The 22,258-nt window shown below is 68.1% G+C and carries 24 protein-coding genes; 3 read left to right on the top strand and 21 right to left on the bottom strand.

Annotated elements, in window-relative coordinates; all coding sequences use genetic code 11:
• Window positions 1-75: 75 nt before the first annotated feature.
• The 7 genes from ACKY0W_RS11285 to ACKY0W_RS11315 form a co-directional block, all read right to left on the bottom strand.
• On the bottom strand, window positions 76-450 hold the full coding sequence (locus ACKY0W_RS11285) for a hypothetical protein (RefSeq protein WP_409437612.1): 375 nt from the start codon (window positions 448-450) through the stop codon (window positions 76-78).
• 42 nt (window positions 451-492) lie between these two features.
• A complete protein-coding gene (lgt, locus tag ACKY0W_RS11290; protein WP_409437613.1) occupies window positions 493-2,034 on the bottom strand; it encodes a prolipoprotein diacylglyceryl transferase in 1,542 nt (513 codons plus the stop codon).
• Entirely contained in the window at window positions 2,031-2,804 is a 774-nt protein-coding gene (gene trpA, locus ACKY0W_RS11295; protein ID WP_409437739.1) for a tryptophan synthase subunit alpha, read from the bottom strand. Before trpA ends, lgt begins: the two co-directional genes overlap by 4 nt.
• 29 nt (window positions 2,805-2,833) lie before the next feature.
• A complete protein-coding gene (trpB, locus tag ACKY0W_RS11300; RefSeq protein WP_409437614.1) occupies window positions 2,834-4,102 on the bottom strand; it encodes a tryptophan synthase subunit beta in 1,269 nt (422 codons plus the stop codon).
• Window positions 4,103-4,921, bottom strand: a complete 819-nt coding sequence (gene trpC, locus ACKY0W_RS11305; RefSeq protein WP_046286467.1) for an indole-3-glycerol phosphate synthase TrpC — start codon at window positions 4,919-4,921, stop codon at window positions 4,103-4,105.
• 82 nt (window positions 4,922-5,003) lie between these two features.
• Complete coding sequence (locus ACKY0W_RS11310) at window positions 5,004-5,675, bottom strand: TIGR02234 family membrane protein (RefSeq protein ID WP_409434139.1); 672 nt, start codon at window positions 5,673-5,675, stop codon at window positions 5,004-5,006.
• Window positions 5,668-7,203, bottom strand: a complete 1,536-nt coding sequence (locus tag ACKY0W_RS11315) for an anthranilate synthase component I (protein ID WP_409437740.1) — start codon at window positions 7,201-7,203, stop codon at window positions 5,668-5,670. The genes ACKY0W_RS11310 and ACKY0W_RS11315 overlap by 8 nt, the downstream gene beginning before the upstream one ends.
• An 83-nt stretch (window positions 7,204-7,286) precedes the next feature.
• Here ACKY0W_RS11315 and ACKY0W_RS11320 point away from each other — a divergent pair, with 83 nt between their 5' ends.
• Entirely contained in the window at window positions 7,287-7,751 is a 465-nt protein-coding gene (locus ACKY0W_RS11320) for a peroxiredoxin (RefSeq protein ID WP_409434140.1), read from the top strand.
• A gap of 22 nt (window positions 7,752-7,773) precedes the next feature.
• Here ACKY0W_RS11320 and ACKY0W_RS11325 read toward each other — a convergent pair whose 3' ends face one another.
• The 11 genes from ACKY0W_RS11325 to hisD form a co-directional block, all read right to left on the bottom strand.
• A complete protein-coding gene (locus ACKY0W_RS11325) occupies window positions 7,774-8,607 on the bottom strand; it encodes a methyltransferase domain-containing protein (protein ID WP_409434141.1) in 834 nt (277 codons plus the stop codon).
• A gap of 143 nt (window positions 8,608-8,750) precedes the next feature.
• Complete coding sequence (locus tag ACKY0W_RS11330; RefSeq protein WP_406756993.1) at window positions 8,751-9,662, bottom strand: hypothetical protein; 912 nt, start codon at window positions 9,660-9,662, stop codon at window positions 8,751-8,753.
• An 8-nt stretch (window positions 9,663-9,670) separates the two neighbouring features.
• Window positions 9,671-10,501: a hypothetical protein gene (locus ACKY0W_RS11335; RefSeq protein WP_409434142.1), complete on the bottom strand. Its 831-nt coding sequence runs from the start codon at window positions 10,499-10,501 to the stop codon at window positions 9,671-9,673.
• Between the two features lie 436 nt (window positions 10,502-10,937).
• Window positions 10,938-11,291 carry a phosphoribosyl-AMP cyclohydrolase gene (hisI, locus tag ACKY0W_RS11340; protein ID WP_409434143.1) on the bottom strand — a complete coding sequence of 118 codons (354 nt, stop codon included), beginning with the start codon at window positions 11,289-11,291 and terminating at the stop codon, window positions 10,938-10,940.
• Window positions 11,288-12,073: an imidazole glycerol phosphate synthase subunit HisF gene (gene hisF / locus ACKY0W_RS11345; RefSeq protein ID WP_409434144.1), complete on the bottom strand. Its 786-nt coding sequence runs from the start codon at window positions 12,071-12,073 to the stop codon at window positions 11,288-11,290. The genes hisI and hisF overlap by 4 nt, the downstream gene beginning before the upstream one ends.
• 1 nt (window position 12,074) lies before the next feature.
• Complete coding sequence (locus tag ACKY0W_RS11350; protein ID WP_409434145.1) at window positions 12,075-12,890, bottom strand: inositol monophosphatase family protein; 816 nt, start codon at window positions 12,888-12,890, stop codon at window positions 12,075-12,077.
• A 6-nt stretch (window positions 12,891-12,896) separates the two neighbouring features.
• Window positions 12,897-13,637, bottom strand: a complete 741-nt coding sequence (gene priA / locus ACKY0W_RS11355) for a bifunctional 1-(5-phosphoribosyl)-5-((5-phosphoribosylamino)methylideneamino)imidazole-4-carboxamide isomerase/phosphoribosylanthranilate isomerase PriA (protein WP_409437741.1) — start codon at window positions 13,635-13,637, stop codon at window positions 12,897-12,899.
• A gap of 20 nt (window positions 13,638-13,657) precedes the next feature.
• Entirely contained in the window at window positions 13,658-14,281 is a 624-nt protein-coding gene (hisH, locus tag ACKY0W_RS11360; RefSeq protein ID WP_409434146.1) for an imidazole glycerol phosphate synthase subunit HisH, read from the bottom strand.
• Complete coding sequence (gene hisB / locus ACKY0W_RS11365; RefSeq protein WP_406756987.1) at window positions 14,278-14,886, bottom strand: imidazoleglycerol-phosphate dehydratase HisB; 609 nt, start codon at window positions 14,884-14,886, stop codon at window positions 14,278-14,280. Before hisB ends, hisH begins: the two co-directional genes overlap by 4 nt.
• On the bottom strand, window positions 14,883-15,998 hold the full coding sequence (locus ACKY0W_RS11370) for a histidinol-phosphate transaminase (RefSeq protein WP_409437742.1): 1,116 nt from the start codon (window positions 15,996-15,998) through the stop codon (window positions 14,883-14,885). The genes hisB and ACKY0W_RS11370 overlap by 4 nt, the downstream gene beginning before the upstream one ends.
• A gap of 29 nt (window positions 15,999-16,027) precedes the next feature.
• Window positions 16,028-17,353, bottom strand: coding sequence for a histidinol dehydrogenase (gene hisD / locus ACKY0W_RS11375; RefSeq protein ID WP_409437743.1), 1,326 nt, complete (start codon window positions 17,351-17,353; stop codon window positions 16,028-16,030).
• A gap of 164 nt (window positions 17,354-17,517) precedes the next feature.
• On the opposite strand from hisD, the gene ACKY0W_RS11380 reads away from it, so the two are divergent.
• On the top strand, window positions 17,518-17,928 hold the full coding sequence (locus ACKY0W_RS11380; protein ID WP_406756985.1) for a nitroreductase family deazaflavin-dependent oxidoreductase: 411 nt from the start codon (window positions 17,518-17,520) through the stop codon (window positions 17,926-17,928).
• Between the two features lie 67 nt (window positions 17,929-17,995).
• On the opposite strand, the gene nadC is transcribed toward ACKY0W_RS11380, so the two are convergent.
• The 3 genes from nadC to nadA are packed head-to-tail and all read right to left on the bottom strand — an operon-like array spanning window position 17,996 to window position 21,488.
• Window positions 17,996-18,853 carry a carboxylating nicotinate-nucleotide diphosphorylase gene (gene nadC, locus ACKY0W_RS11385; protein ID WP_409434147.1) on the bottom strand — a complete coding sequence of 286 codons (858 nt, stop codon included), beginning with the start codon at window positions 18,851-18,853 and terminating at the stop codon, window positions 17,996-17,998.
• Complete coding sequence (locus ACKY0W_RS11390; protein WP_409434148.1) at window positions 18,850-20,439, bottom strand: L-aspartate oxidase; 1,590 nt, start codon at window positions 20,437-20,439, stop codon at window positions 18,850-18,852. Before ACKY0W_RS11390 ends, nadC begins: the two co-directional genes overlap by 4 nt.
• Window positions 20,436-21,488: a quinolinate synthase NadA gene (gene nadA, locus ACKY0W_RS11395; RefSeq protein ID WP_409434149.1), complete on the bottom strand. Its 1,053-nt coding sequence runs from the start codon at window positions 21,486-21,488 to the stop codon at window positions 20,436-20,438. Before nadA ends, ACKY0W_RS11390 begins: the two co-directional genes overlap by 4 nt.
• 45 nt (window positions 21,489-21,533) lie before the next feature.
• Between nadA and ACKY0W_RS11400 the strand changes: the two genes are divergently transcribed.
• The gene (locus ACKY0W_RS11400; RefSeq protein WP_409434150.1) at window positions 21,534-22,226 is read left to right on the top strand and encodes an NUDIX hydrolase; all 693 of its coding nucleotides are present in this window, start codon (window positions 21,534-21,536) and stop codon (window positions 22,224-22,226) included.
• Window positions 22,227-22,258 lie beyond the last annotated feature (32 nt).

Genomic DNA, 22,258 nt, shown 5'->3' on the forward strand with positions numbered 1-22,258 from the left:
GGCCGACTGAGCTGCCTCCCTCAGGAATGGTTGCCGCCAGCGAAAAACCATGTGACGCACGGGTGCGCCGGCCGATCAGCCGGCGTCGCGCAGTGGTCGGCCTTGCTTGTCGCGCACTCGACCGCTCAGTATCAGGATCGCGTCGATGACACCCCAGACGAACGGCACGACGATCCCGAGCCCGTATGTGGTGATGGTGGCCAACACACCGATCGCCAGCTGCACCAAGCCCAGGCCCATGTGCCCCAGGTACATGCGGCCGAATCCGAGGAACCCGAAAAACCCCAGCAGCTGTAGCAGTGCGGCAGTGACTTTCGACTTCGGTGAGTAGGGCTGTCCCGTCCTCGGATGGCGGCCGTAGGGCGCCCACATGTCCGGATGGCCCGGCGGTGGCGGGTAGGGCTGCCACCCGCCGTACGGACCTGCTGGAGGCCACGACGGATCGGTCATGTCTGCAGCATGCCAGAAATGCCGGATACGACGGCTGGTCCGCTATCGGTCCTGGTCGGCGCCGTCCGAATCTTCGGTGTCGCCGGGTTCGTCGGGTTCGGCCTCGACGGCTTCGGGTTCCTCGGCGGCCTCGTCAACGGGATCTTCGGGGAGTTCGGCGTCGTCGGTGCCGTCGCTCTCCGAATCTTCCGACTCCGCGCTGTCGGCGCTGTCCGGTTCGGAATCGGCCGCTTCGTCTTCGCCGCCGTCCGCCGCCGCTTCCGGCTCGGGCTCAGGCTCGGGCTCTGCCGCGTCTTCGGCGGGCTCCTCGACTGCGTCCTCCTGGACTACCTCTGGCTCCTCGGAGTTGTCAGCGTCCTGCGCCGGCTGACCTTCGGGGAGTTCGGCGTCACCTTCCTCAACGGCCTCGTCTTCAACGGCCTCGTCGGTTTCGCCGGCCTCCTCAACGGGGGCTTCGTCGTCGGCGTCGGTGTCCCCCTTGGCCTCCGGCTCGGCGACCGCAGCTTCCGGCACTTCCTCGTCGGACGCCTCGGCTTCGTCGACGGTCTCAGCATCTGCCGATTCAGCTTCGCCGGTAAGTCTTTTCGGCACTCGAACCACGGAGCCGACACCGTTGGAGACTCCGGCCGCCACCAGCTCGGCCTCGTCGGCCTCGTCGTGCTCGTCTTGCGGCTCCGCCTCGGCAGCGTCGCGCTCGTCGGCTTCTTCGGGTTGCCATGCTCGATGGATGGCTTCGGGGTCTTCCCGCCCCTTGGTCGCGAGCAGGATGTACACCACCGCACCGATGAAGACGAACGTCGAGGTGAACGAGTTGACCCGGATCCCGGCGATATGGGTCGCCGCGTCGTCGCGCAGCAACTCGATACCGAACCGGCCGATGCAGTAGCCCGCGACGTAGAGCGCGAACAATCGCCCGTGCCCCATGCGGAACCGCCGGTCGGCGTAGATCAACACCAGGAACACCACGAGGTTCCACAACAATTCGTACAAGAACGTGGGCTGGACGATCTTGTAGAGCTCGCCGGTCGATACGCCGTCGAGCAGGTGCGGATCCCGGACGCCGGCGGCGTCTTCGCGCCAGAAGATCTCCAGGCCCCACGGCAGCGTTGTCTCCCGGCCGTAGAGCTCTTGATTGAAGTAGTTCCCGATGCGCCCGATCGCCTGGGCCAACACGATCCCGGGCGCGACGGCGTCACCGAAGGCGGGCAGGGAGATCCCGCGGCGGCGGCAGCCGATCCACGCGCCGACCCCACCGAGCGCGACGGCGCCCCAGATCCCCAGACCACCGTCCCAGATCCGCGGCGTCGCTTCCCATCCGACGCCGCCCTCGCCGAAGTAGGTGCGCCAGTCGGTCATCAGGTGATACAGCCGCCCACCGATCAGCCCGAACGGCACCGCCCACAACGCGATGTCATAGATGACGCCCGGCTCCCCGCCACGGGCCCGCCACCGGCGATCACCGAGCAGCAGGGCGGCGACGATCCCGATGATGATGCACAAGGCATAGGCCCGGATCGGCACCGGACCGAGGTGCCAGACTCCGCGCGCAGGACTGGGAAAATAGGTCAGCCAATCCAACGTCATGGCGTTGAAATCCTTTGACGCACGCCGGAAGCAAGCTCCTGCGTCAACGTCCGCAGCTCGGTCAGGCCGTCGGCGAGCGCGGTGACCAGCGCCGAACCGACGATGACACCGTCGGCGTAGGCACCGATTTCGGCGGCCTGCGCGCCCGATCGCACGCCCAGCCCCACGCCGACGGGGATGTCGGAGACTTCGCGCACTCTGGCCACCAGCTCCGGCGCCGCGTTCGACACCGTGTTGCGGGCGCCGGTAACGCCCATGGTGGAGGCGGCGTAGACGAATCCGCGGGTCGCTTTGACGGTCTCGGACAGCCGCTGCGGCGTCGACGAAGGCGCCACCAGGAAGATCCGATCCAGCGCGTGCTGTTGCGACGCGGCCATCCAGTCATCGGCTTCGTCGACGATCAAGTCGGGGGTGATCAGGCCCAGTCCGCCGGCCGACGCCAGGTCGCGGGCGAACGCGCCGACGCCGTAGCGCAGCACCGGATTCCAGTACGTCATCACCACTGCACGCCCACCGGCCTTGGTGATCGCCTCGACCGCGGTCAGCGTGTCGCGCACCCGTACCCCGCCCTGCAGGGCGGTCTCGGTGGCGCGTGCGATGGTCGGGCCGTCCATTCCCGGGTCGGAATAGGGCACACCGACTTCGATGAGGTCACAACCCGATTCGACCAGTGTGGTCAGCGCGGCGATGGAGCCCGGCACGTCCGGGTAGCCGGTCGGCAGATAGCCGATCAGTGCGGCGCGGCCCTCGGCTCGGCACGCGGCGAACATCGGGGCCAGCCGGTCGCCGGCATGGTCGCTCACGACGCGTCTCCTGCCTCGTCGAACAGACCGAACCACTTGGCCGCGGTCTCCACGTCCTTGTCGCCGCGACCGGATACGTTGACCACGATGACCTTGCCGGGTCCCAGCTCGGCCGCCAGCTTGAGTGCACCGGCCACCGCGTGTGCCGATTCGATCGCCGGAATGATTCCCTCAGTGCGGCAAAGGATTCCGAAAGCATCCATCGCTTCGGTGTCGGTGATCGGCCGGTACTCGGCGCGTCCGGTCTCACGCAGCCAGGCGTGCTCCGGACCCACACCCGGGTAATCCAGACCGGCCGAGATCGAGTGCGACTCGATGGTCTGACCGTCCTCGTCCTGCAGCAGGTAAGAGAACGATCCCTGGAACGCACCCGGTGTTCCGCCGGCGAATGTCGCGGCGTGCCGGCCGGTGTCGACGCCGTCGCCGCCGGCCTCGAAACCGATCAGCCGGACCGCGGGATCGTCGAGGAACGCGTGGAAGATGCCGATGGCGTTCGAACCGCCGCCCACACACGCCACTACGGCGTCGGGAAGCCGGCCCGCCATCTGTTGGATCTGAACGCGGGTCTCCAGGCCGACGATCCGTTGGAAGTCGCGCACCATGGTCGGGAACGGGTGGGGCCCGGCCGCGGTGCCGAAGCAGTAGTAGGTGCGGTCAGCGTTGGTGACCCAGTCCCGGAAGGCCTCGTTGATGGCGTCCTTGAGGGTCTGCGAACCCGACTCGACCGAGACCACCTCGGCACCCAGCAGCCGCATCCGGGCCACGTTGAGCGCCTGACGGCGAGTGTCGACGGCACCCATGTAGATCACGCATTCCAGGCCCAGCAAGGCGCAGGCGGTGGCGGTGGCGACCCCGTGCTGACCGGCGCCGGTCTCGGCGATCACCCGGGTCTTGCCCATGTGCCGCGCCAGCAGTGCCTGGCCGAGCACGTTGTTGATCTTGTGAGAACCGGTGTGGTTCAGGTCCTCTCGCTTCAAGAAGATCCGGGCCCCGCCGGCATGCGCGGTCAGGCGCTCCGCGTCATACAGCGGCGAGGGTCGGCCGGTGTAGTGCGTCTGCAGGTTATCGAGCGTGTCGAGGAACTCCGGGTCGTTGCGCACCTTGTCGTAGGCCGCGGTGACCTCTTCGATGACCGCCATCAGTGCTTCGGCGACGTAGCGGCCGCCGAAGGCCCCGAAGTGCCCGCGGGCGTCGGGATCGTGCGGGGTCGGCTCGGCCACTCCGGCGCTGGCGCGCGGCAGACTCGGTTGCGAGGTGTCTGACATTTAGCGGGCCGACTTCGGGCAGGACGGATGCTTACCCGCACTGACCAAATCGGCAACGGCCGCCCGCGGGTCGCCACTGGTGACGAGTCCCTCGCCGACCAGGACGGCGTCCGCGCCGGCACCGGCGTAGGCCAGCAGGTCCGCGGTGCCCCGCACCCCGGACTCGGCGATCTTGACCACCTCGGTGGGCAGCCCGGGCGCGATCCGCGCAAAGCAGTCGCGGTCGACCTCCAACGTGGTCAGGTCGCGTGCGTTGACGCCGATCACCTTGGCACCGGCCGTCAAGGCCCGGTCCGCTTCTTCTTCGGTGTGCACCTCGACCAGTGCGGTCATGCCGAGCGACTCGGTGCGGTCCAGCATGGATTCCAGTGCCTGTTGCTCGAGCGCCGCCACGATCAGCAGCAGCATGTCGGCGCCGTGGGCGCGGGCCTCGTGAATCTGGTACGGCCGCACGATGAAGTCCTTGCGCAGCACCGGAACTGAGACCGCGGCGCGTACCGCGTCCAGGTCGGCCAGCGAGCCGTTGAAGCGGCGCTGTTCGGTCAAAACGCTGATGGCACGGGCCCCGCCGTCGGCGTAGGAGCTGGCCAGCTCCGCGGGATCGGCGATGGGCGCCAGTTGGCCCTTGGAGGGGCTCGCGCGCTTCACCTCAGCGATGACCGCGATGCCGGGCTCGCGCAGCGCCGCCATCACGTCGCGTGGCGGGGGCATGGCCTCGGCCGCTGCCTTGACTTCGGCGAGCGGGACCAGGGCCTCACGGGCGGCAAGGTCGGCGCAGACTCCCTCAATGATGGAGTCGAGAACGGATGCCGAAGTCATGACTGCCGCTTCCTCTCCCGCGTCCTGTGGACCTTCGTCGAAGACCTTTATCGAAGGGTAACGACCCTCGTTGCCCGCGGTGTCACCGGCCCTCGACGTCCGGGCCGGGCGCCCGGTCATCGGGGTCCCCGGTGGGGTCTCGCCCCTCGTCGAGCGCGTCCCACATCATGCGTTCCGACAGCGGTGAATCACCCTGGCCGGCGCGCTTGCCCGCGTCCAGATCACGCGCGACCGCGCGGCGCTCCGCGGGCGCCGAATATTTGGTGACGCGGCCGGCGGTGTGTGCGGCGACCCGCATCAGCAGCACCGCGGCGGCCAGCACACCCAGGGCGGCGACCAGGCTCACGACGGCGCCGGTAAGCCGGCGCTCGGTGCCCACCAGCGAGGTCAACGGAATCTCGGCGATGTCCAGGGCCCGCAGGGTGATGTCACGGGCCACCCACATGCTGGTGGCCAAATAGCCGCAGGCCAGACTCACTGCGGCCAACACCACCGCCAACACCCGCAGCTGCCACCCGCGCACCGCCATCGCGGCGACGGCAGCGGCCAGACACAGCAGCGCCAGGGGCAACAGCGCCGTCGACCAGGACGCGCCGGTGAGGGTGATCTCCTTGGGCTGCCCGAGCCCGTCGAACGAGCGGATCAGCACCCACGGCAGGCGTGAGGCGCCCCAGAGCCCGCCGGCGGCCGCTACCAGCAGCAGTTGTGCCCCGCGTAGCGCGCGGGCGTCGTTGCGTTCGCGGCCGTCAGCCATCGGTCCCGGGCGCCGCCAGGGTCTCGGCGGCGGCGATCGCGGCCAGCACTGCCCGGGCCTTGTTGGATGCCTCGGTGTACTCGTAAGGGCCGTTGGAGTCGGCGACCACTCCGCCGCCCGCCTGCACGTAGGCGGTGCGGTCGCGCATCAATGCCGTGCGGATCGCGATCGCGAAGTCGGCGTTGCCGGCGAAGTCCAGATAGCCGACGACGCCGCCGTAGAGGCCGCGCCGGGTCTTTTCGACCTCCTCGATGAGCTCCATGGCGCGCACCTTAGGGGCCCCGGACAAGGTGCCCGCCGGGAAGCAGGCCGTCACCGCGTCCAGCGCCGTCCGATCCTCGGCGAGCTCCCCGGTGACGGTGGACACCAGGTGCATGACGTGGCTGTAACGCTCGATGTGGCTGTAATCGGAGACCCGCACCGTGCCCGGAACACACACCCGCCCCAGATCGTTACGGCCCAGGTCCACCAGCATCAGATGCTCGGCGAGCTCCTTCTCGTCGTTCAGCAGATCCTTGGCCAGCAGCTGATCTTCGTCCTCAGTCGCCCCACGCCACCGGGTCCCGGCGATCGGGTGCGTGGTCGCGCGGCCGTCCTGGACGGTCACCAGCGCCTCGGGGCTGGAGCCCACGATCGAAAAGGCCAGTCCCCCATCGGCGTCGGGCACCTGCAGCAGGTACATGTACGGGCTCGGATTGGACACCCGCAGCATCCGGTACACATCGAGCGGGTCTGCCGGCGTGGTCATCTCGAAACGCTGCGACGGAACGACCTGAAACGCCTCGCCGGCCTCGATCTCGCCGACCAGCCGCTCGACGATCGCCCCGTACTCCTCGGGCGTGCGCTGACCGCGGTAGACCGGGTCGGGCCGGTCGAAGGTGGCGACGCTGGACTCCAGCGGCTGACTCAACGCCGCGGTCATCACATCGAGGCGCGCGATCGCGTCGTCGTAGGCCTCGTCGACCCGCTCATCGGTGCCGTTCCAGTTGACCGCGTTGGCGATCAACGTGATGGTGCCCTCGTGGTGGTCGACGGCGGCCATGTCGGTGGCCAGCAGCAGCAGCATGTCGGGCAGCTGAAGGTCGTCGACGGCCAGCTCGGGCAGTCGCTCCAGCCGGCGCACCAGGTCGTAGGTGAAAAAGCCCACCAGGCCGCTCGACAGTGGTGGCAGCCCGGGGATGGCGGCCGTCTCCAGGAGCGTCAGCGTCTGGCGCAGGGCCTGCAACGGGTCACCGCCGGTGGGTGCGTCCTGCGGTGCGGCACCCAGCCACACCGCTTCGCCGCCCCGCACCGTCAGCGCAGAGGCCGTACCGGCACCGATGAACGACCAACGTGACCACGACCGGCCGTTTTCGGCCGACTCCAGCAAGAAGGTGCCAGGACGGTTGGCGGCCAGCTTGCGGTAGGCCGACAGCGGCGTTTCGGCGTCGGCCAGCACCTTGCGTGTCACCGGGACCACGCGGTGCTCAGCCGCCAGCGCCCGGAAGTCCGCCCGGGAAGTGACGCCGGCCCTAGAAGTGCTCGTGATTTGCACGCGCCCATCTTCCCAGACCCCGGCGCACCCACCACTATCGCCGCCGCCGCACTGACACCCGGAGTAGCGTGGCCGCCATGAAAACCGGTGACACCGTGGCCGACTTCGAGCTCCCCGACCAGACCGGGGCGCCGCGCAGACTCAGCGACCTGCTGGCCAACGGGCCGGTGGTGCTGTTCTTCTACCCGGCCGCCATGACGCCGGGGTGCACCAAGGAGGCCTGCCACTTCCGCGACCTGGCCGGCGAGTTCGCCGCCGTGGGAGCCACCCGAGTCGGCATCAGCGCCGATGCGGTGGACAAGCAAGCCAAGTTCGCCGACCAGCAGGGCTTCGACTACCCCCTGTTGTCCGACACCGCCGGGACGGTGGCCACCCAGTTCGGCGTCAAACGCGGCATGCTGGGCAGGCTGATCCCGGTGAAGCGGACCACGTTCGTGATCGACACCGACCGCACCGTGCTGGATGTGATCGCCAGCGAATTCTCCATGGACACCCACGCCGACAAGGCGCTGGAGGTGCTGCGGGCGCGCTCGTCGGCCTAGCGCTGGGCGGTTGCGGCGGAGGTCAGGCGGGTTTGTGGAACGTGTAGACCTGGTACTGCAGAAGGCCGAGCTGCGACAGCCACTTCATCCATCGGGTCCCCACGATCATGGTCTTCCGAGTCTGCGCTGACTCGTGTGCGCGGAAGAATTTGAGCAGGAATGGGTACGTCGGCAGGGTTTGCTTGCGGATGTTGCGCTTCGTTTCCAGTCGCAGTCCCGCGCGTGAGCCCATGGCCTTGTAGGACCGCAGGGGGACATTGCCCAATGTTCCGTAGGACTTCGCGATCCGGCTGCGGATCGCCATCCAGATCGGGGTCTTCCCGAAGACCGCCAAGATCGGTACGAAGTCGGAAACCGCCAGGTAGCCACCCGGCCGGAGTACCCGCGCCGCCTCCGCGATGAACCGCTCACGGGAGGGAAAGTGGAAAATGCATTCGACGGCTAGGACGCGGTCGAAAGAGTTGTCCGCGAACGGCAACTGACAGGCGTCGGCTTCGACCCAGGAGATCGAGTTGTCGCCGGCCGGCGTGCTCTGAGCCTCGGCGGCCGCGAGCTGGCGGGGGTCGATATTCAGGCCCGTGAGACCCATGGCGGAATATCGGGCATTGACCTGGCGAATCGTTCCGCCGAATCCGCAACCGACATCCAGCAACGCCTGCCCGTCTGCAACCTTGCCGGCATCGAGCAGCAGGCCGTTCATCTGTGCCATGGCCGCGATGTAGTCAGCCTGGGTGCCGTCGGCGACTGCCGGGTTCTCCCAGTAGCCCCAGTGCACCTGGTCGCCCCACAATTGGCCGAGTTCGCCGCGGTTCTGGCTATCGCCTATGACGAGGTCGAAATATGGCAGGTCCGGCACCCGCGGACGCTATCACGTCGTTGTTTCGTGCGCAGGAATCGTTCGTAGGCGCGCCGGCACACACTGGCAGGCAAACATTGCCGAGCTACGGGCTGCAACCGGGCCCGGTCCCCCGGCCCAACTCACCCGAGGAAACGAGCGGGCTATGCCTGCTCGGAATCTCCGGACCGCTTCACCACGCTCATCCGGTCTCGGCGGATGGCCGACTCGATCCGGCTCTGGATCTCGCTGAGCGCGCCGACCACGTCCCCGCGGACGTGAATCAACTGCATGACTTCGGCATCGGTGCGCTCGATGATGAGCTTGGCTTCACGCTCAGCAGTGGCGATCAGGGCTGCGGCGTTGAGGCGGCTGTCCTTTTCCATGTTTGCGATCTGGATCTGTGCCTGCTCCCACGCCGCACTGACCTGCTTAGCCTGCTCGCGTTCGCTTTCGCGGCGGCGCCGTTCGTCCTCCTCGGCGACTCGCTGCGCGGCCTCGCGGCGGGCGCGCTCGGTCTCCTCGGTTTCGCTGATCAGGCGAGCGCATTCGGCCTGCGCGGCGCGTAGCAGCTCCTCGGCCTCGGTCTTGGCGTCGGTGAGGATCTGCTCGCGACGTTGCGACGTCGATTCCTGAAGCTCAGCCAACGCGGCACCGGCCGCGGCGCGATCCTGGCGGGCTGCCTCGAGCTCGTCGCGCAGGTCGTGGGTGAGCGCTTCGGCTTCTTCCTGAGCCATCGCCTTGGTGCGCCGGGCCTCATCGGAGGCCACCCGCATCATCCGTGCTATTCGGTCCGACATCCCCTCCACCGAATCGATCGGACCGGACAACCGAGCGATGTCACCACGCAGCGCATCGATCTCACCGCGCAGCCGGGTCCGGTCATCGTCGGTGTTGGCGAGATCGCGCCGAGCATCGGCAAGCTGAGCTTCGAGCGCTGGGATGCGCTGTTGAAGAGAGTCGAGCTCCTGGTGCAGGTTCTGGATGTACTCCAGCACCTGGCTTCGGTCGAGGCCGCGCAGTTGCGTCGTGAAGTTGGGCAGTTGCGGCTCGAGAAGAGAAATCGCTGTGCTCACCGGGGCTCCTAGTTGAGGTGTGTGTCGTCGGAGGATTGGGGGTCAAGGGTCGGCCGCGCCAGCCGCTTCGTGGACGGAGGCTTCTGGAATAGCGCGTCCCAGTCCTCGCCCTCATCGGAGTTGTGAACCCGGTGCGAGGTGACGGTTACCGTGCGGGCCTGGTCGATGGGTTCTGCGGCCTGCTCCAGCTCATTGACCTTGGCGTAGAAATCGCGCAGTTGTTCGGTGATCATCGCGCGAACCGTCAGGAGTTCCTGCAGTTTGGCCTGTGCCGCTGCCTGTTGCGCTTCAATGTCAAGCCGGACCTGGGCCAGCAGTTCCTCGGCTGCACTCTCGGCGTCGCGCACGATGTCGGCGGCGTCCTGACGGGCCTGCTGGCGAAGCAATGCCAGTCCGGCGTGCAGTTGGCTGGTCTGCTCTTCAAGGTTGGTGCGCACCGCGACAACCGCATCATGTTCCTTCTGCGCGTCGGCAATGATCTCGGCGGCGTGGTCATGGGCGCTGGTGCGGATTCGATCGGCTTCGGCCGTGGCCGACGAGAGGATCGAGGTCAACTGATCACTGAGGTTGGCGATATCGCCGGGGATTGCCCGGGCCAGTTCGGTGTACTGCGCCGAGGTGGTGGCCAACTCGTACCGAGACTTGTCGACCTGATCGCCGAGCGCGGCAATCCGCGTCTCGCTACGGCGGATCAGTGTGTGCAGCTCGGAGAGCTCCTTGTCATGGGCCTCGGTATGGCGGTAATTCATCCGCTCCATATCTGCAGAAATGCGGGCGTAGATGGCTGCGGCTTGGACGTCGACGCGTTGACTGATGATCCTCGCCTGCTCTCCCGTCACGCGTGTCACTATATCGACTTATATTGACGCCCGCGCAAGCCTAATTTTGTTAATCAGTATTTCCATGTGACGTGGCACGTGCCTCGCGGAACGGCGCCAATCCCCAGTTCGAGGCGCTTTTGTTAACCATTATTTGGGAGGGGCGCCGCTGGTGGGCCGGTGGACAACGCGCCATTTATCAAGGTCCGGTTCTATTTGTTAATCGCCATTGCCGGTAGTTAATCACTATTTCTCGGTGATCGCGCGGACAATGGATAGGTAGAAGAACTGTATTTCCGTGGATCGGGCGAAATGACGCACGAGCCCTGGGACTCTGCAACGCCCGCTGAGTCGCGCGACGGACACCAGACGACTGGGTTCCGGCGACCTAAGATCGGGCAATCAGGCCCATTCGGTGAGGGCGCACCTCCCGCCCGTCACCGTCGGTCACTCAATCTCAGTCCCCGGCTTCCAACAGCACGTGATTGTCGAAACAGGTACGGGCCCCGGTATGGCAAGCTGCCCCGGTCTGATCGACCTCCAGCAGGACGGTGTCACCGTCGCAGTCCAACCGCACCGAATGCACGTACTGGGTGTGGCCGGAAGTGGCCCCCTTGATCCATTGCTGATTCCGGGAGCGGGAAAAATAGGTGGCCTCACGAGTTGCCAACGTGCGGGCCAATGCGTCGTCGTCCATCCAAGCGACCATCAGCACCTCACCGGTGCCCCGCGCCTGCGCAACCGCGGCGATCAATCCTTCGGCGTTTCGCTTGAGCCGCGCCGCGATCGCCGGATCCAGGCGGTGGGTCATCGGACCACGATCCCTTCGGCCGCCATCGCGGTTTTGACCTGGCCGATGGTCAGTTCCCGGAAGTGAAACACGCTGGCGGCCAGAACGGCATCGGCACCCGCGGCGACCGCCGGGGCGAAATGTTCTGCCGCACCGGCTCCCCCACTGGCGATCACGGGCACGCTCACCGCGGCCCGAACGGCACGCAGCATCGTCAGATCGAATCCGGCCTTGGTGCCGTCGGCGTCCATCGAATTCAGCAGGATCTCCCCGACCCCCAGCTCCACACCACGGATGGCCCATTCGACCGCGTCGATACCGGTGCCCTGCCGGCCGCCATGTGTGGTGACCTCCCATCCGGATGCGGTGGGCGGCGAACCTGCCGGGACGGTACGGGCGTCGACCGACAGCACGATGCACTGGGAGCCGAATTGGCGGGACAGCTCGGCCAACAGTTCCGGGCGGGCGATCGCGGCGGTGTTCACCGACACCTTGTCCGCGCCGGCCCGCAGCAATACGTCGACATCGGCGACCGTGCGCACTCCGCCGCCGACGGTGAGCGGGATGAACACCTGATCTGCGGTGCGCGCGACGACCTCGAGCATGGTGGCCCGGCCCGACGACGACGCGGTCACGTCCAGGAAGGTCAGCTCGTCGGCGCCCTCGGCGTCGTACGCCGCCGCCAGCTCGACCGGGTCACCGGCATCGCGCAGGTTCGCGAAGTTGACGCCCTTGACGACTCGGCCGCCGTCGACGTCCAGACACGGAATGACCCGTACCGCCACATCACTGCGCTTATGCATGTCAGTAGTCCCCCGGTGGGCCGACTCGCTTGAGGATGTCGAGAATCTGATCGTGTACTCCCGGTGCGGCGACCAGCGCCGAGTCCGAGTGGGCCGTCCACGGTGCACCTGCCAGGTCGGTGACAATGCCTCCGGCTGCGCGCACCATGGCCACACCGGCAGCGTGGTCCCAGATGTGGTCGCCGAAACTGATCGCACCGCCGAGGGTTCCATCGGCGACGTAAGCCAGATCGATTCCGGTGGCGCCGTGCATCCGCGTCCGTGAGGTCACCCTCGTCAGGCCTTCGAGCACCGCGAGCCGGTAGCGGCCGGGAAACCTGCCCCGCCACTCGACGTTGAAGGTGCCGATGCCGACCAACGAGTCGGCCAAGTCGACGGGTTTCAGTTGCGGCTGCGCCACCCCGTTGCGGATCAGCGGGCCGTCGGCCACCGCGGTATAGCGCTGGTCGGCGAATGGCAGCCAGGTCAATCCCGCGACCGGCTCACCGTCGCGCAGCAGGCCCAGCAGGATGGCGGACATCGGTGATCCGGCGGCGTAGTTGAACGTCCCGTCGATGGGATCGAGCACCCACACCAGCGGCGAATCGATCGGTGGCCCGCCGAATTCCTCGCCGTGCACGCCGATTCCGGTTGCCGCCAGCAATGCCTCGGTGATCTGCCGTTCCAGGGCCAGGTCGACCTCGGTGGCGAAGTCGTTGGCGCCCTTGCGGACCGCGGAGTCGGCGCGGTGGCCGGCCAGGAAAGGCTCGGCGGCGACATCGAGGATCTCCGACGCCGCTGCGATCAGCGCGTCCAGATCCGCGGTGTCCAACGCCATGCCGGACTACTCCTGCACCGTGGACAGCGCCTCGGGCAGCGTGAACCGGCCCGCGTAGAGGGCCTTGCCCACGATGGCGCCTTCGACTCCACGACCGACCAGCGTGGCGATCGCCCGCAGATCATCCAGGCTCGACACGCCCCCGGACGCGATCACCGGAGCGTCGGTGCGGTCGGCGACTGCGCCGAGCAACTCCAGGTTCGGGCCGCCCAGCGTGCCGTCCTTGGTCACATCGGTGACGACGTAGCGTGAACAGCCTTCACGGTCAAGACGTTCCAGCACCGGCCAGAGATCACCGCCATCGGTCTCCCAACCGCGGCCGCGTAGCCGGTGGATGCCATCGGGATGGTTGGGGTCGATCTGCACGTCCAGCCCGACCGCGACCTTTTCGCCGTGCTCGGCGATCGCGCGCGCGCACCACTGCGGGTTCTCCAAGGCGGCCGTGCCCAGGTTCACCCGGGCGCAGCCGGTGGCCAGTGCGGCCGCCAGGGACTCATCGTCACGGATGCCACCGGACAGTTCGACTTTGACATCAAGGCGCCCAACGACATCGGCGAGCAGCTCCCGGTTCGATCCGCGGCCGAACGCGGCATCCAGATCGACCAGGTGGATCCATTCCGCGCCGTCGCGCTGCCAACCCAGCGCGGCGTCCAGCGCTGAGCCGTACTCAGTCTCACTGCCGGCCTTGCCCTGCACCAGGCGCACCGCGCGCCCGTCGACGACGTCGACGGCCGGCAACAGAACCAGTGCCTTGTTCACAGCAGTACTCACAGTGCCTCCACCCAGTTGCTCAACAGTGTCGCCCCGGCATCCCCACTCTTTTCGGGGTGAAACTGGGTGGCGGCCAACGGCCCATCCTCGACAGCCGCCACGAACGGTACCTGATGGGTCGCCCAGGTCACCAAAGCCTCCGGGCGGCCTTCCCAGCGCTGCGCGGCGTAGGAGTGCACGAAGTAGAACCGGGTGTCGGCGTCCAGCCCGGCGAACAGCGTGCTGCCGGGCGCGGCATCGACGACGTTCCAGCCCATGTGCGGGATCACCGGGGCGTCCAGGCGGGTGACGGCCCCGGGCCACTGGGCGCAGCCGGCGGTGTCCACTCCGAACTCGACTCCGTGGGCGAACAGGATCTGCATCCCGACGCACACTCCGAGTACCGGCCGGCCGGCCTGCACGCGTTCGGCGATGATCTTGTCGCCGTTGACCTTGCGCAACCCGGCCATGCACGCCGCGTACGCCCCGACACCCGGCACCAGCAGACCGTCGGCAGCGGCGGCGGCGTCGGCGTCGGCGGTCACCTCGACCTGGGCACCGACCCGCTGCAGGGCCCGCTGGGCGGAGCGCAGGTTCCCGGAACCGTAGTCCAGGATCACCACCCGGGCAGAGCTGCTCACAGGGCTCCCTTGGTGGACGGCACGCCGGTCACCCGGGGGTCGGGTTCCACTGCCTGGCGCAGCGCACGCGCGACCGCCTTGTACTGGGCCTCGGTGATGTGGTGCGGATCGCGGCCGTAGAGCACCCGCACGTGCAGTGCGATACGCGCGTTCGACGCCAGCGTCTCGAACACGTGCCGGTTGATCACCGTGTGATAGGGGGCTTGCGTTCCGGCAATCGTGGTGTGCGTCATGTGATCCGGTTCCCCGGTGTGCACGCAGTAGGGCCGGCCGGACACGTCGACGGCAGCGTGGGCCAGCGTCTCGTCCATCGGAATGAAGGCGTCGCCGAATCGGCGAATACCCTTCTTGTCGCCCAGTGCCTCGCCCAGCGCCTGTCCCAGCACGATCGCGGTGTCCTCGACGGTGTGGTGGGCCTCGATCTCGACGTCGCCGCGGGCGCGCACCGTCAGATCGAAGCTGGCGTGACTGCCCAGCGCGGTCAGCATGTGATCGAAGAACGGCACACCGGTCTCGATGTCGACGATGCCGGTGCCGTCCAGGTCGAGTTCGACCGTGATGTCGGATTCGCGGGTGGCGCGTTGCACCCGGGCGCGGCGGGTCATGATTCTCCTAATAGCGGTTGGGCGAGTTCGGTGGCCGCAAGCTGCTTGCTGGCGGCGAGCAATGCGTCGTTCTCCTCCGGAAGTCCGGTGGTGGCCCGCAGGTAGCCGGGGATGCCGACGTCACGGATCAGGATGCCGGCGTCCAGGTAGCGCTGCCAGGTTGCGGGCGCGTCGGCGAACCGGCCGAACAGCACGAAGTTAGCGTCGCTGGGAATGACCCGAAACCCCATGGCGGACAGCTCGGCTGAGACGCGGTCCCGTTCGGCGATCAACTGGGCGACGCTGCCCAGGGTGTCGTCGGCATGGCGGAGCGCGGCGCGAGCGGCCGCCTGGGTGACCACCGACAGGTGATATGGCAGGCGAACCAGCAACATCGCGTCGATCACCGCCGGGGCCGCGATCAGGTAGCCGAGCCGGCCGCCGGCAAAGGCGAACGCCTTGCTCATCGTGCGGCTGACGATCAGCTTCGCCGGGTACTCGTCGATCAGCGCGATCGCGCTGGGCTGCGACGAGAATTCGCCATAGGCCTCGTCAACGATCACGATCCCCGGCGCGGCGTCGAGCAGGCTGCGCAGATCCTCCAGCGAAATGCTCTGCCCGGACGGGTTGTTCGGGGACGCGACGAACACCACGTCGGGGTGGTGCTCGGCGATGGCGGCGCCGGCCACACCGACGTCCAGCCCGAAGTCGAAGGTCCGGTTAGCGGCCAGCCACCGTGTTTGGGTGCCGTGGGAGATGATCGGGTGCATCGAGTACGACGGAACGAATCCGATGGCGCTACGGCCCGGGCCGCCGAATGCCTGCAGCAACTGCTGCAGGATCTCATTGGACCCGTTGGCCGCCCACACATTGTCCGGCCCGACCTCGACACCGGTCTGCGCGGTCAGATAGGCGGCCAGGTCGGTGCGCAGCGCCACCGCATCGCGATCGGGATAGCGGTGCAGCTCAGCCGCGACCTCGCGCACCGAACGGGCCACGTCGTCGATGAGCGCCTGGCTCGGCGGGTGCGGATTCTCATTGGTGTTGAGCCGCACCGGAACTTCCAGTTGCGGTGCACCATAGGGCGACTTGCCGCGTAGATCGTCGCGCAGCGGCAGATCCGCCAGGCTGATCTCTGCGCCCGGGCGGGCTGGTGTGCCGCTCACTGCTCGAACCTCCGTCGAACCGCTTCGCCGTGTGAGGGAAGGTCCTCGGCCGTGGCCAGTGCGATCACGTGGCCGCTGACATCTTTGAGTGCGGCCTCGGTGTACTCGACGACGTGGATGCCGCGCAGGAACGTCTGTACCGACAGCCCACTGGAGTGCCGCGCACTGCCCGCGGTGGGCAGCACGTGGTTGGAGCCCGCGCAGTAGTCACCGAGGCTGACCGGTGCGTACGGTCCGACGAAAATCGCACCGGCGGAACGGATTCGGGTTGCCACTTCCGCGGCATCGGCGGTCTGGATCTCCAGGTGCTCGGCGGCGTAGGCGTTCACCACGCGGATACCGGCGTCCAGGTCGTCGACCAGGACGATCGCCGACTGCGGCCCGGACAGTGCCGTAGTCACCCGCTCGCGGTGCACGGTGGTCTGCAGCTGGGCAGTCACCTCGCGGTCGGTGGCATCGGCCAGTTCCGGGCTGGTGGTGACCAGCACGCTGGCGGCCATCTCATCGTGCTCGGCCTGGCTGATCAGGTCCGCGGCCAGATGCGCCGGGTGCGCGGTGTTGTCCGCGAGGATGGCGATCTCGGTGGGGCCGGCTTCGGCGTCGATCCCCACCTGCGAGCGGCACAACCGCTTGGCGGCGGTGACGTAGATGTTGCCGGGGCCGGTGACCATGTCGACCGGTGCCAGTTCACCCCCATCGGCGTCGGTGCCGCCATAGGCCAGCAACGCCACCGCCTGGGCACCGCCGACCGCCCAGACCTCGTCGACACCGAGCAGCCGCGCCGCAGCCAGGATCGTCGGGTGCGGCAGACCGTCGAAGGCGGCCTGGGGCGGACTGGCGATCACCAGGGACTCGACACCGGCGATCTGGGCCGGTACGACGTTCATCACCACGCTGGACGGATAGACCGCGTTACCGCCCGGCACGTACAGGCCCACCCGCTCGACCGGAAGCCAGCGTTCGGTGACGGTGGCGCCCGGGGCCAGCGTGGTGATCGTGTCGGTTCGCCGCTGATCGGAGTGAACGGCCCGGGCGCGGCTGATCGCCACCTCCAGAGCGGCCCGGACGGCGGGGTCCAACTCGGCCAGCGCGCGCCCCAGCGCCGCATCCGGCACCCGGATCGTGGCCGGTCGGATCCGGTCGAACGATTCGCCGAACTCCAGCGCCGCGGCGGCCCCACGCTCGGCGACCGCCTCGACGATCGGGCGCACCCTCGGCAGCACCGCCTCCACGTCCACACCACCGCGGGGCAGAGCGGCACGCAGCTCGGCCTTGGATAGGTCCGACTGTTCGGTGCCGCGCAGGTCGATGCGTGCCATCAGGCCGGTGTTCACACCGCCCATTCTCCCAGAGGGGCTCAAGTCAATATCGCAGCGCCGGGATGACCCGCCGCGTAGGGGCTCGCGGCTAGGGTGGTGCGCAGTGTGACGTCGGCGAACACCGATCGCCGACATGCGCGTCACGCCCCACGAGGAACGGAGTTGCCATGGCTTCCGACAAGGGTGCCGCTGACCCGTCCACGCTGCCGGCCGTGTTCCCGGCGTGGGTGGATCGCCTGCAGATCAAGTATGTGAACCCGGTGGTCAAGCCGTTGTCCAAGTTCATTCCGGGCACGTCGGTGATCACCCATCGGGGGCGCAAGTCCGGCAAGCCCTATGAGACGGTGGTGACCACCTACCGCAAAGACGGCCTGCTGGCGATAGCGCTCGGCCACGGCAAAACCGACTGGGTCAAGAACGTGCTGGCCGCCGGCGAGGCCGACGTCCGGCTGTCCCGCAGTGAACTGCACCTGGTCAATCCGCGGATCCTGCCGGCCGGCTCGGGCGACACCTCGTTGCCATTCCTGCTGCGGGTACAGAACCGCAAGGTGGCGGTGCTCGTCACCGATATCAGCTGAAACCGGTGATTTCGGCGCGGTAACCACCGCTGAGCGGGCGTGAGCGCGCCGAAATCGCTGCTTGAAGCTACATATCCAGGCCGATGTCGAGCACCTGCACCGAATGGGTGAGGCCCCCCACGGCCAGGTAGTCGACTCCGGTGGCGGCGTAGGCGCCGGCGCAGTCCAGAGTGAGTCCACCCGATGACTCCAGCAGCACGCCGGGGGCTCGGGAGTCGCGCCGCTGCGCGGCCATCTGGGTCTGCCAGACCTCGAAGTTGTCCAGCAACACCAGCTCGGGCCCCTCGGCCAGCACCTCGTCGAACTGCTCGAGTGAATCCACCTCGACCTCGCAGGGCACGTCGGGCGCCGCGGCTCGGACCGCCCGCAGCGCCGCAGCCACCGAACCCGCCGCGGCCACATGGTTGTCCTTGATAAGCGCGGCATCGCCCAGACCCATCCGGTGATTCACCCCGCCGCCGACACGTACCGCGTACTTCTGTAGTACCCGCAGGCCGGGCAGCGTCTTGCGGGTGTCGCGGATGCGCGCCGACGTGCCGTCGACCGCGCCGACCCAGGCCGCGGTGGTGGTGGCGATCCCGGACAGGTGGCAGACCAGGTTGAGCATGGTGCGTTCGGCGGTCAACAGGCCGCGGGTGTCGGCCTTCAGGCTCAGGACAGGTGCGCCGGCCTCAAGTCGTGCACCGTCGGTGACCCGGTCCAACACCCGGTAGCCGTCGGCCCCGAGGACCTCGTCGAGCACCAGAAGAGCCAGATCGACCCCGGCGATCACCCCGGGCGCCCGAGTGACCATGGCCGCTTCGGCCATCACGCCGGCGGGAACCGTCGCAGCGGTGGTGACATCGGGCCCGTAGCGCAGATCCTCGTCGAGCGCGCGGGCGATGACCTGGCGAGCCTCGTCGAGTTCGGTCTCGGACAGCTTCACGATGCGACTCCCGCGGGTGTGTCGAGCGCGACAACCCCGTCGCGCAGCCGGATGGTGGAACTGCGGGCCTGACCGGGGTCGGCGGCCGGGTGGTCAGCCCGGTGATGGCAGCCTCGGCTCTCGGCACGGGCCGACGCCGCCGCTGCGACCACCCGGGCAGCCAGGGTCAGCGCGGCGTCCTCGACGCCGGCCCGGTCGGCGACCGGCCGCGCACCGGCGCCTGCCAGCAGCTCCTGCAGGCCGGTAAGCCCGCGCGCGTCGCGGACCACCGAGGCGTCGCGCGACATGGCCTCCTGCAGGGTCTGCCGGTCCAGTGTCGCGCGGCGGACAGGCTCGGGTACCGCGGTGTCGGACCGACCCACCGCGGCGGAGTGTGCCGCAGCCGCAGTGCCCGCGCGGGCACCGACCACCAGGCCTTCCAGCAGGCTGTTGGAAGCCAATCGGTTGGCACCGTGCATCCCGGTTCGTGCCACCTCACCCGCGGCGTACAGCCCGGGCAGCTCGGTGCGGCCGGTGACGTCGGTGATCACTCCACCACAGCTGTAATGCGCGCCCGGGACCACCGGAATCGGTTGGCGCACAGGGTCGATACCGGCGTTTCGGCAGGCCGCGGTCACGGTCGGGAAGCGCCCTTCGAAGCCGTCGATTCCGCGAGCATCGAGATAGGCGCAGGCGTCGCCGGTTTCGCGCAGGCGCGCGTCGATAGCGCCCGCCACCACGTCGCGCGGAGCCAAATCCCCCATCGGGTGCACCCCTTCGGTGATCGAGGCGCCGCGGGCGTCGATCAGCTTGGCGCCTTCGCCGCGCACCGCCTCGGTGATCAGCGGCCGGCGCCCACCGGTAGCACTGCCGTTGCCGGCTCCCGAGAACAGCATCGTCGGATGGAACTGGATGAATTCCAGGTCGCTGACCGCGACTCCGGCCCACAGCGCCAAGGCCACCCCGTCGCCCGTCGCTCCACCGGGATTGGTGGTCGCCCGGTACAGATGGCCCAGACCGCCGGTCGCCAGCACCACCGACGGGGCGTGGATCACCCCGATCCCGTCGGCATTGGCCACCAGCACACCGGTGACGCGATCGGCGTCACGCAGGATCTGCAGCACCACCTGGCCGACGCGAACATCCAGAGCGGCCGCGGCATGGTCCAGGGCACGCTGCACCTCGGCCCCGGTGGCGTCGCCGCCGGCATGAATGATGCGGCGCCGGGAGTGCCCGCCTTCGCGGGTGAGCGCCCAGTCCCCCTGTGCGTCCTGGTCGAACAGCGCCCCCGCGGCGGCAAGGTCGGAGACCGCGCGATAGCCGTCGGCCACGATCGAGGTCACCGCGTCGCGGTCACACAATCCGCCGCCGGCGGCCAGGGTGTCGGCGACATGGTCCGCCACCGAGTCGTCATTGCCCGGCAGCACCACCGCGATCCCGCCCTGGGCGTAGTGCGTCGCCGTTGCCGCCGAGCCCGCGGCGGATTTGCTGAGCACCACGACCGCGCGCCCGGCGCGGTGCGCGGCCCGCGCTGCCGCCAGCCCGCCGACGCCCGTGCCGATGACGACGACATCGGCTCGCTGCTGCCAGCTGGGACCAGCGGTCACTTGCTGACCGGGACGGAGTGTCCGATCGAGATCATCCGCTGCACGCTGCGGGCTGCCAGGCGCGCCGTTTCGGGGTCGACGTGGATCTCGTCGGCGCCCTCGGTCAGGCTGCGCAGCAGGGCCGCCGGGGTGATCATCTTCATGTACTTGCAGGCCGCCTTGCGGTTGACCGCCTCGAAGTCGACCTGCGGCGCCGCCTTGCGCAGCTGGTGGATCATGCCGACCTCGGTGGCGACCAGCACCTTGCGGGCTCCGGTGCGCGCGGCCTCCTCGAGCATCCCGCCGGTCGACAGGATCTTGACCTGCTCCTCGGGGAAATGGCCCTCGCCGACCAGGTACAGCGACGACGTCGCGCAACCACACTCGGGGTGCACGAACAGCTCGGCGTCGGGGTTGGCCCGGGCCTTCTCTGCGAGCTCGTCGCCGTTGATGGCGGCGTGCACGTGGCATTCGCCGGCCCAGATGTGGATGTTGTCGCGGCCGGTGACCCGTTTGACGTGCTGGCCCAGGAACTGATCGGGCAGAAACAGCACCTCACGGTCCGGGTCGATCGCATTGACCACGTCGACGGCATTCGATGAGGTGCAGCAGTAGTCGGTCAGCGCTTTGACCGCCGCGGTGGTGTTCACGTAGGACACCACGACCGCGTCCGGGTATTCGTCGCGCCAGGCCCGCAGTTCCTCGGCCGTGATCGAATCGGCCAGCGAACAGCCCGCCCGGGTGTCGGGCAACAGCACCGTCTTGTCCGGGGAGAGGATCTTGGCGGTCTCGGCCATGAAGTGCACACCGCAGAACACGATGGTGCCCTCGTCCGCGGTGGCCGCGATCCGCGCCAGCGCCAGCGAGTCCCCGACGTGGTCGGCGATGTCCTGGATCGCCGGCAGTTGGTAGTTGTGGGCCAGGATCGTCGCGTTGCGTTCCTTCTTGAGCCGGAGAACCTCGGCCACCCACTCCTCGTCGGGTTCGATACCGCTGTAGCCGGCCGGCGAGTTCACGATGCGGTCGGCCAGGCTGCCTGCCTGTACACCGCTGTCGGTGAGGGTGGTCATGAGTGACTCCTTCTCAAAACAGGTTTTCGACTTATAATCGAAAACGTGGTCCATACTAGCACCGAGCACGAAGTGCTCACTGTGGTCTTCCAGGTTGGCGAGCTTGACCAGCGTCGACCCCGACTGAACGTGCTGCTGTGGGAACGCGCGCGTGAACCGCAGTCGGGGCGCTGGTCGCTACCCGGGGGCTTGCTGCGCAATGACGAGGATGTCACGGCATCGGCCCGCCGCCAGCTGGCCGAGAAGGTCGATTTACGTGAGATCGCCCACCTTGAGCAGCTGGCTGTGTTCTCCGACCCGGGCCGGGTGCCCGGCGTGCGCACCATCGCCTCGACGTTTCTGGGCTTGGTGCCCTCCCCTGCCGACCCGGAACTGCCGGGCGACACGCATTGGCATCCCGTCGACGACTTGCCGCCGATGGCGTTCGACCATGGCCCCATGGTGGCGCACGCGCACAGCCGTCTGGTCGCCAAGATGTCCTATACGAATATTGGATTCGGTTTGGCGCCAACAGAATTCATCCTGTCGACACTGCGGGATATCTACAGTGTCGTGCTGGGCTACCAGGTCGATGCGACCAATCTGCAGCGCGTGCTGGTGCGCCGTGGGGTGATCACCCCGACCGGTACCACCGCCCGTTCCGGGCGTAGCGGGGGCCGTCCGGCGGCCCGATATCGGTTCACCGACTCCGAACTTCGCGTCACCGACGAATTCGCTGCGTTGCGCCCGCCCGGGTGAGTCGACTGGAATCTTAACGCCTTCTTAAGCAA

This window comes from Mycobacterium sp. SMC-14 (assembly GCF_046250075.1).
Classification (GTDB): Bacteria; Actinomycetota; Actinomycetes; order Mycobacteriales; family Mycobacteriaceae; genus Mycobacterium.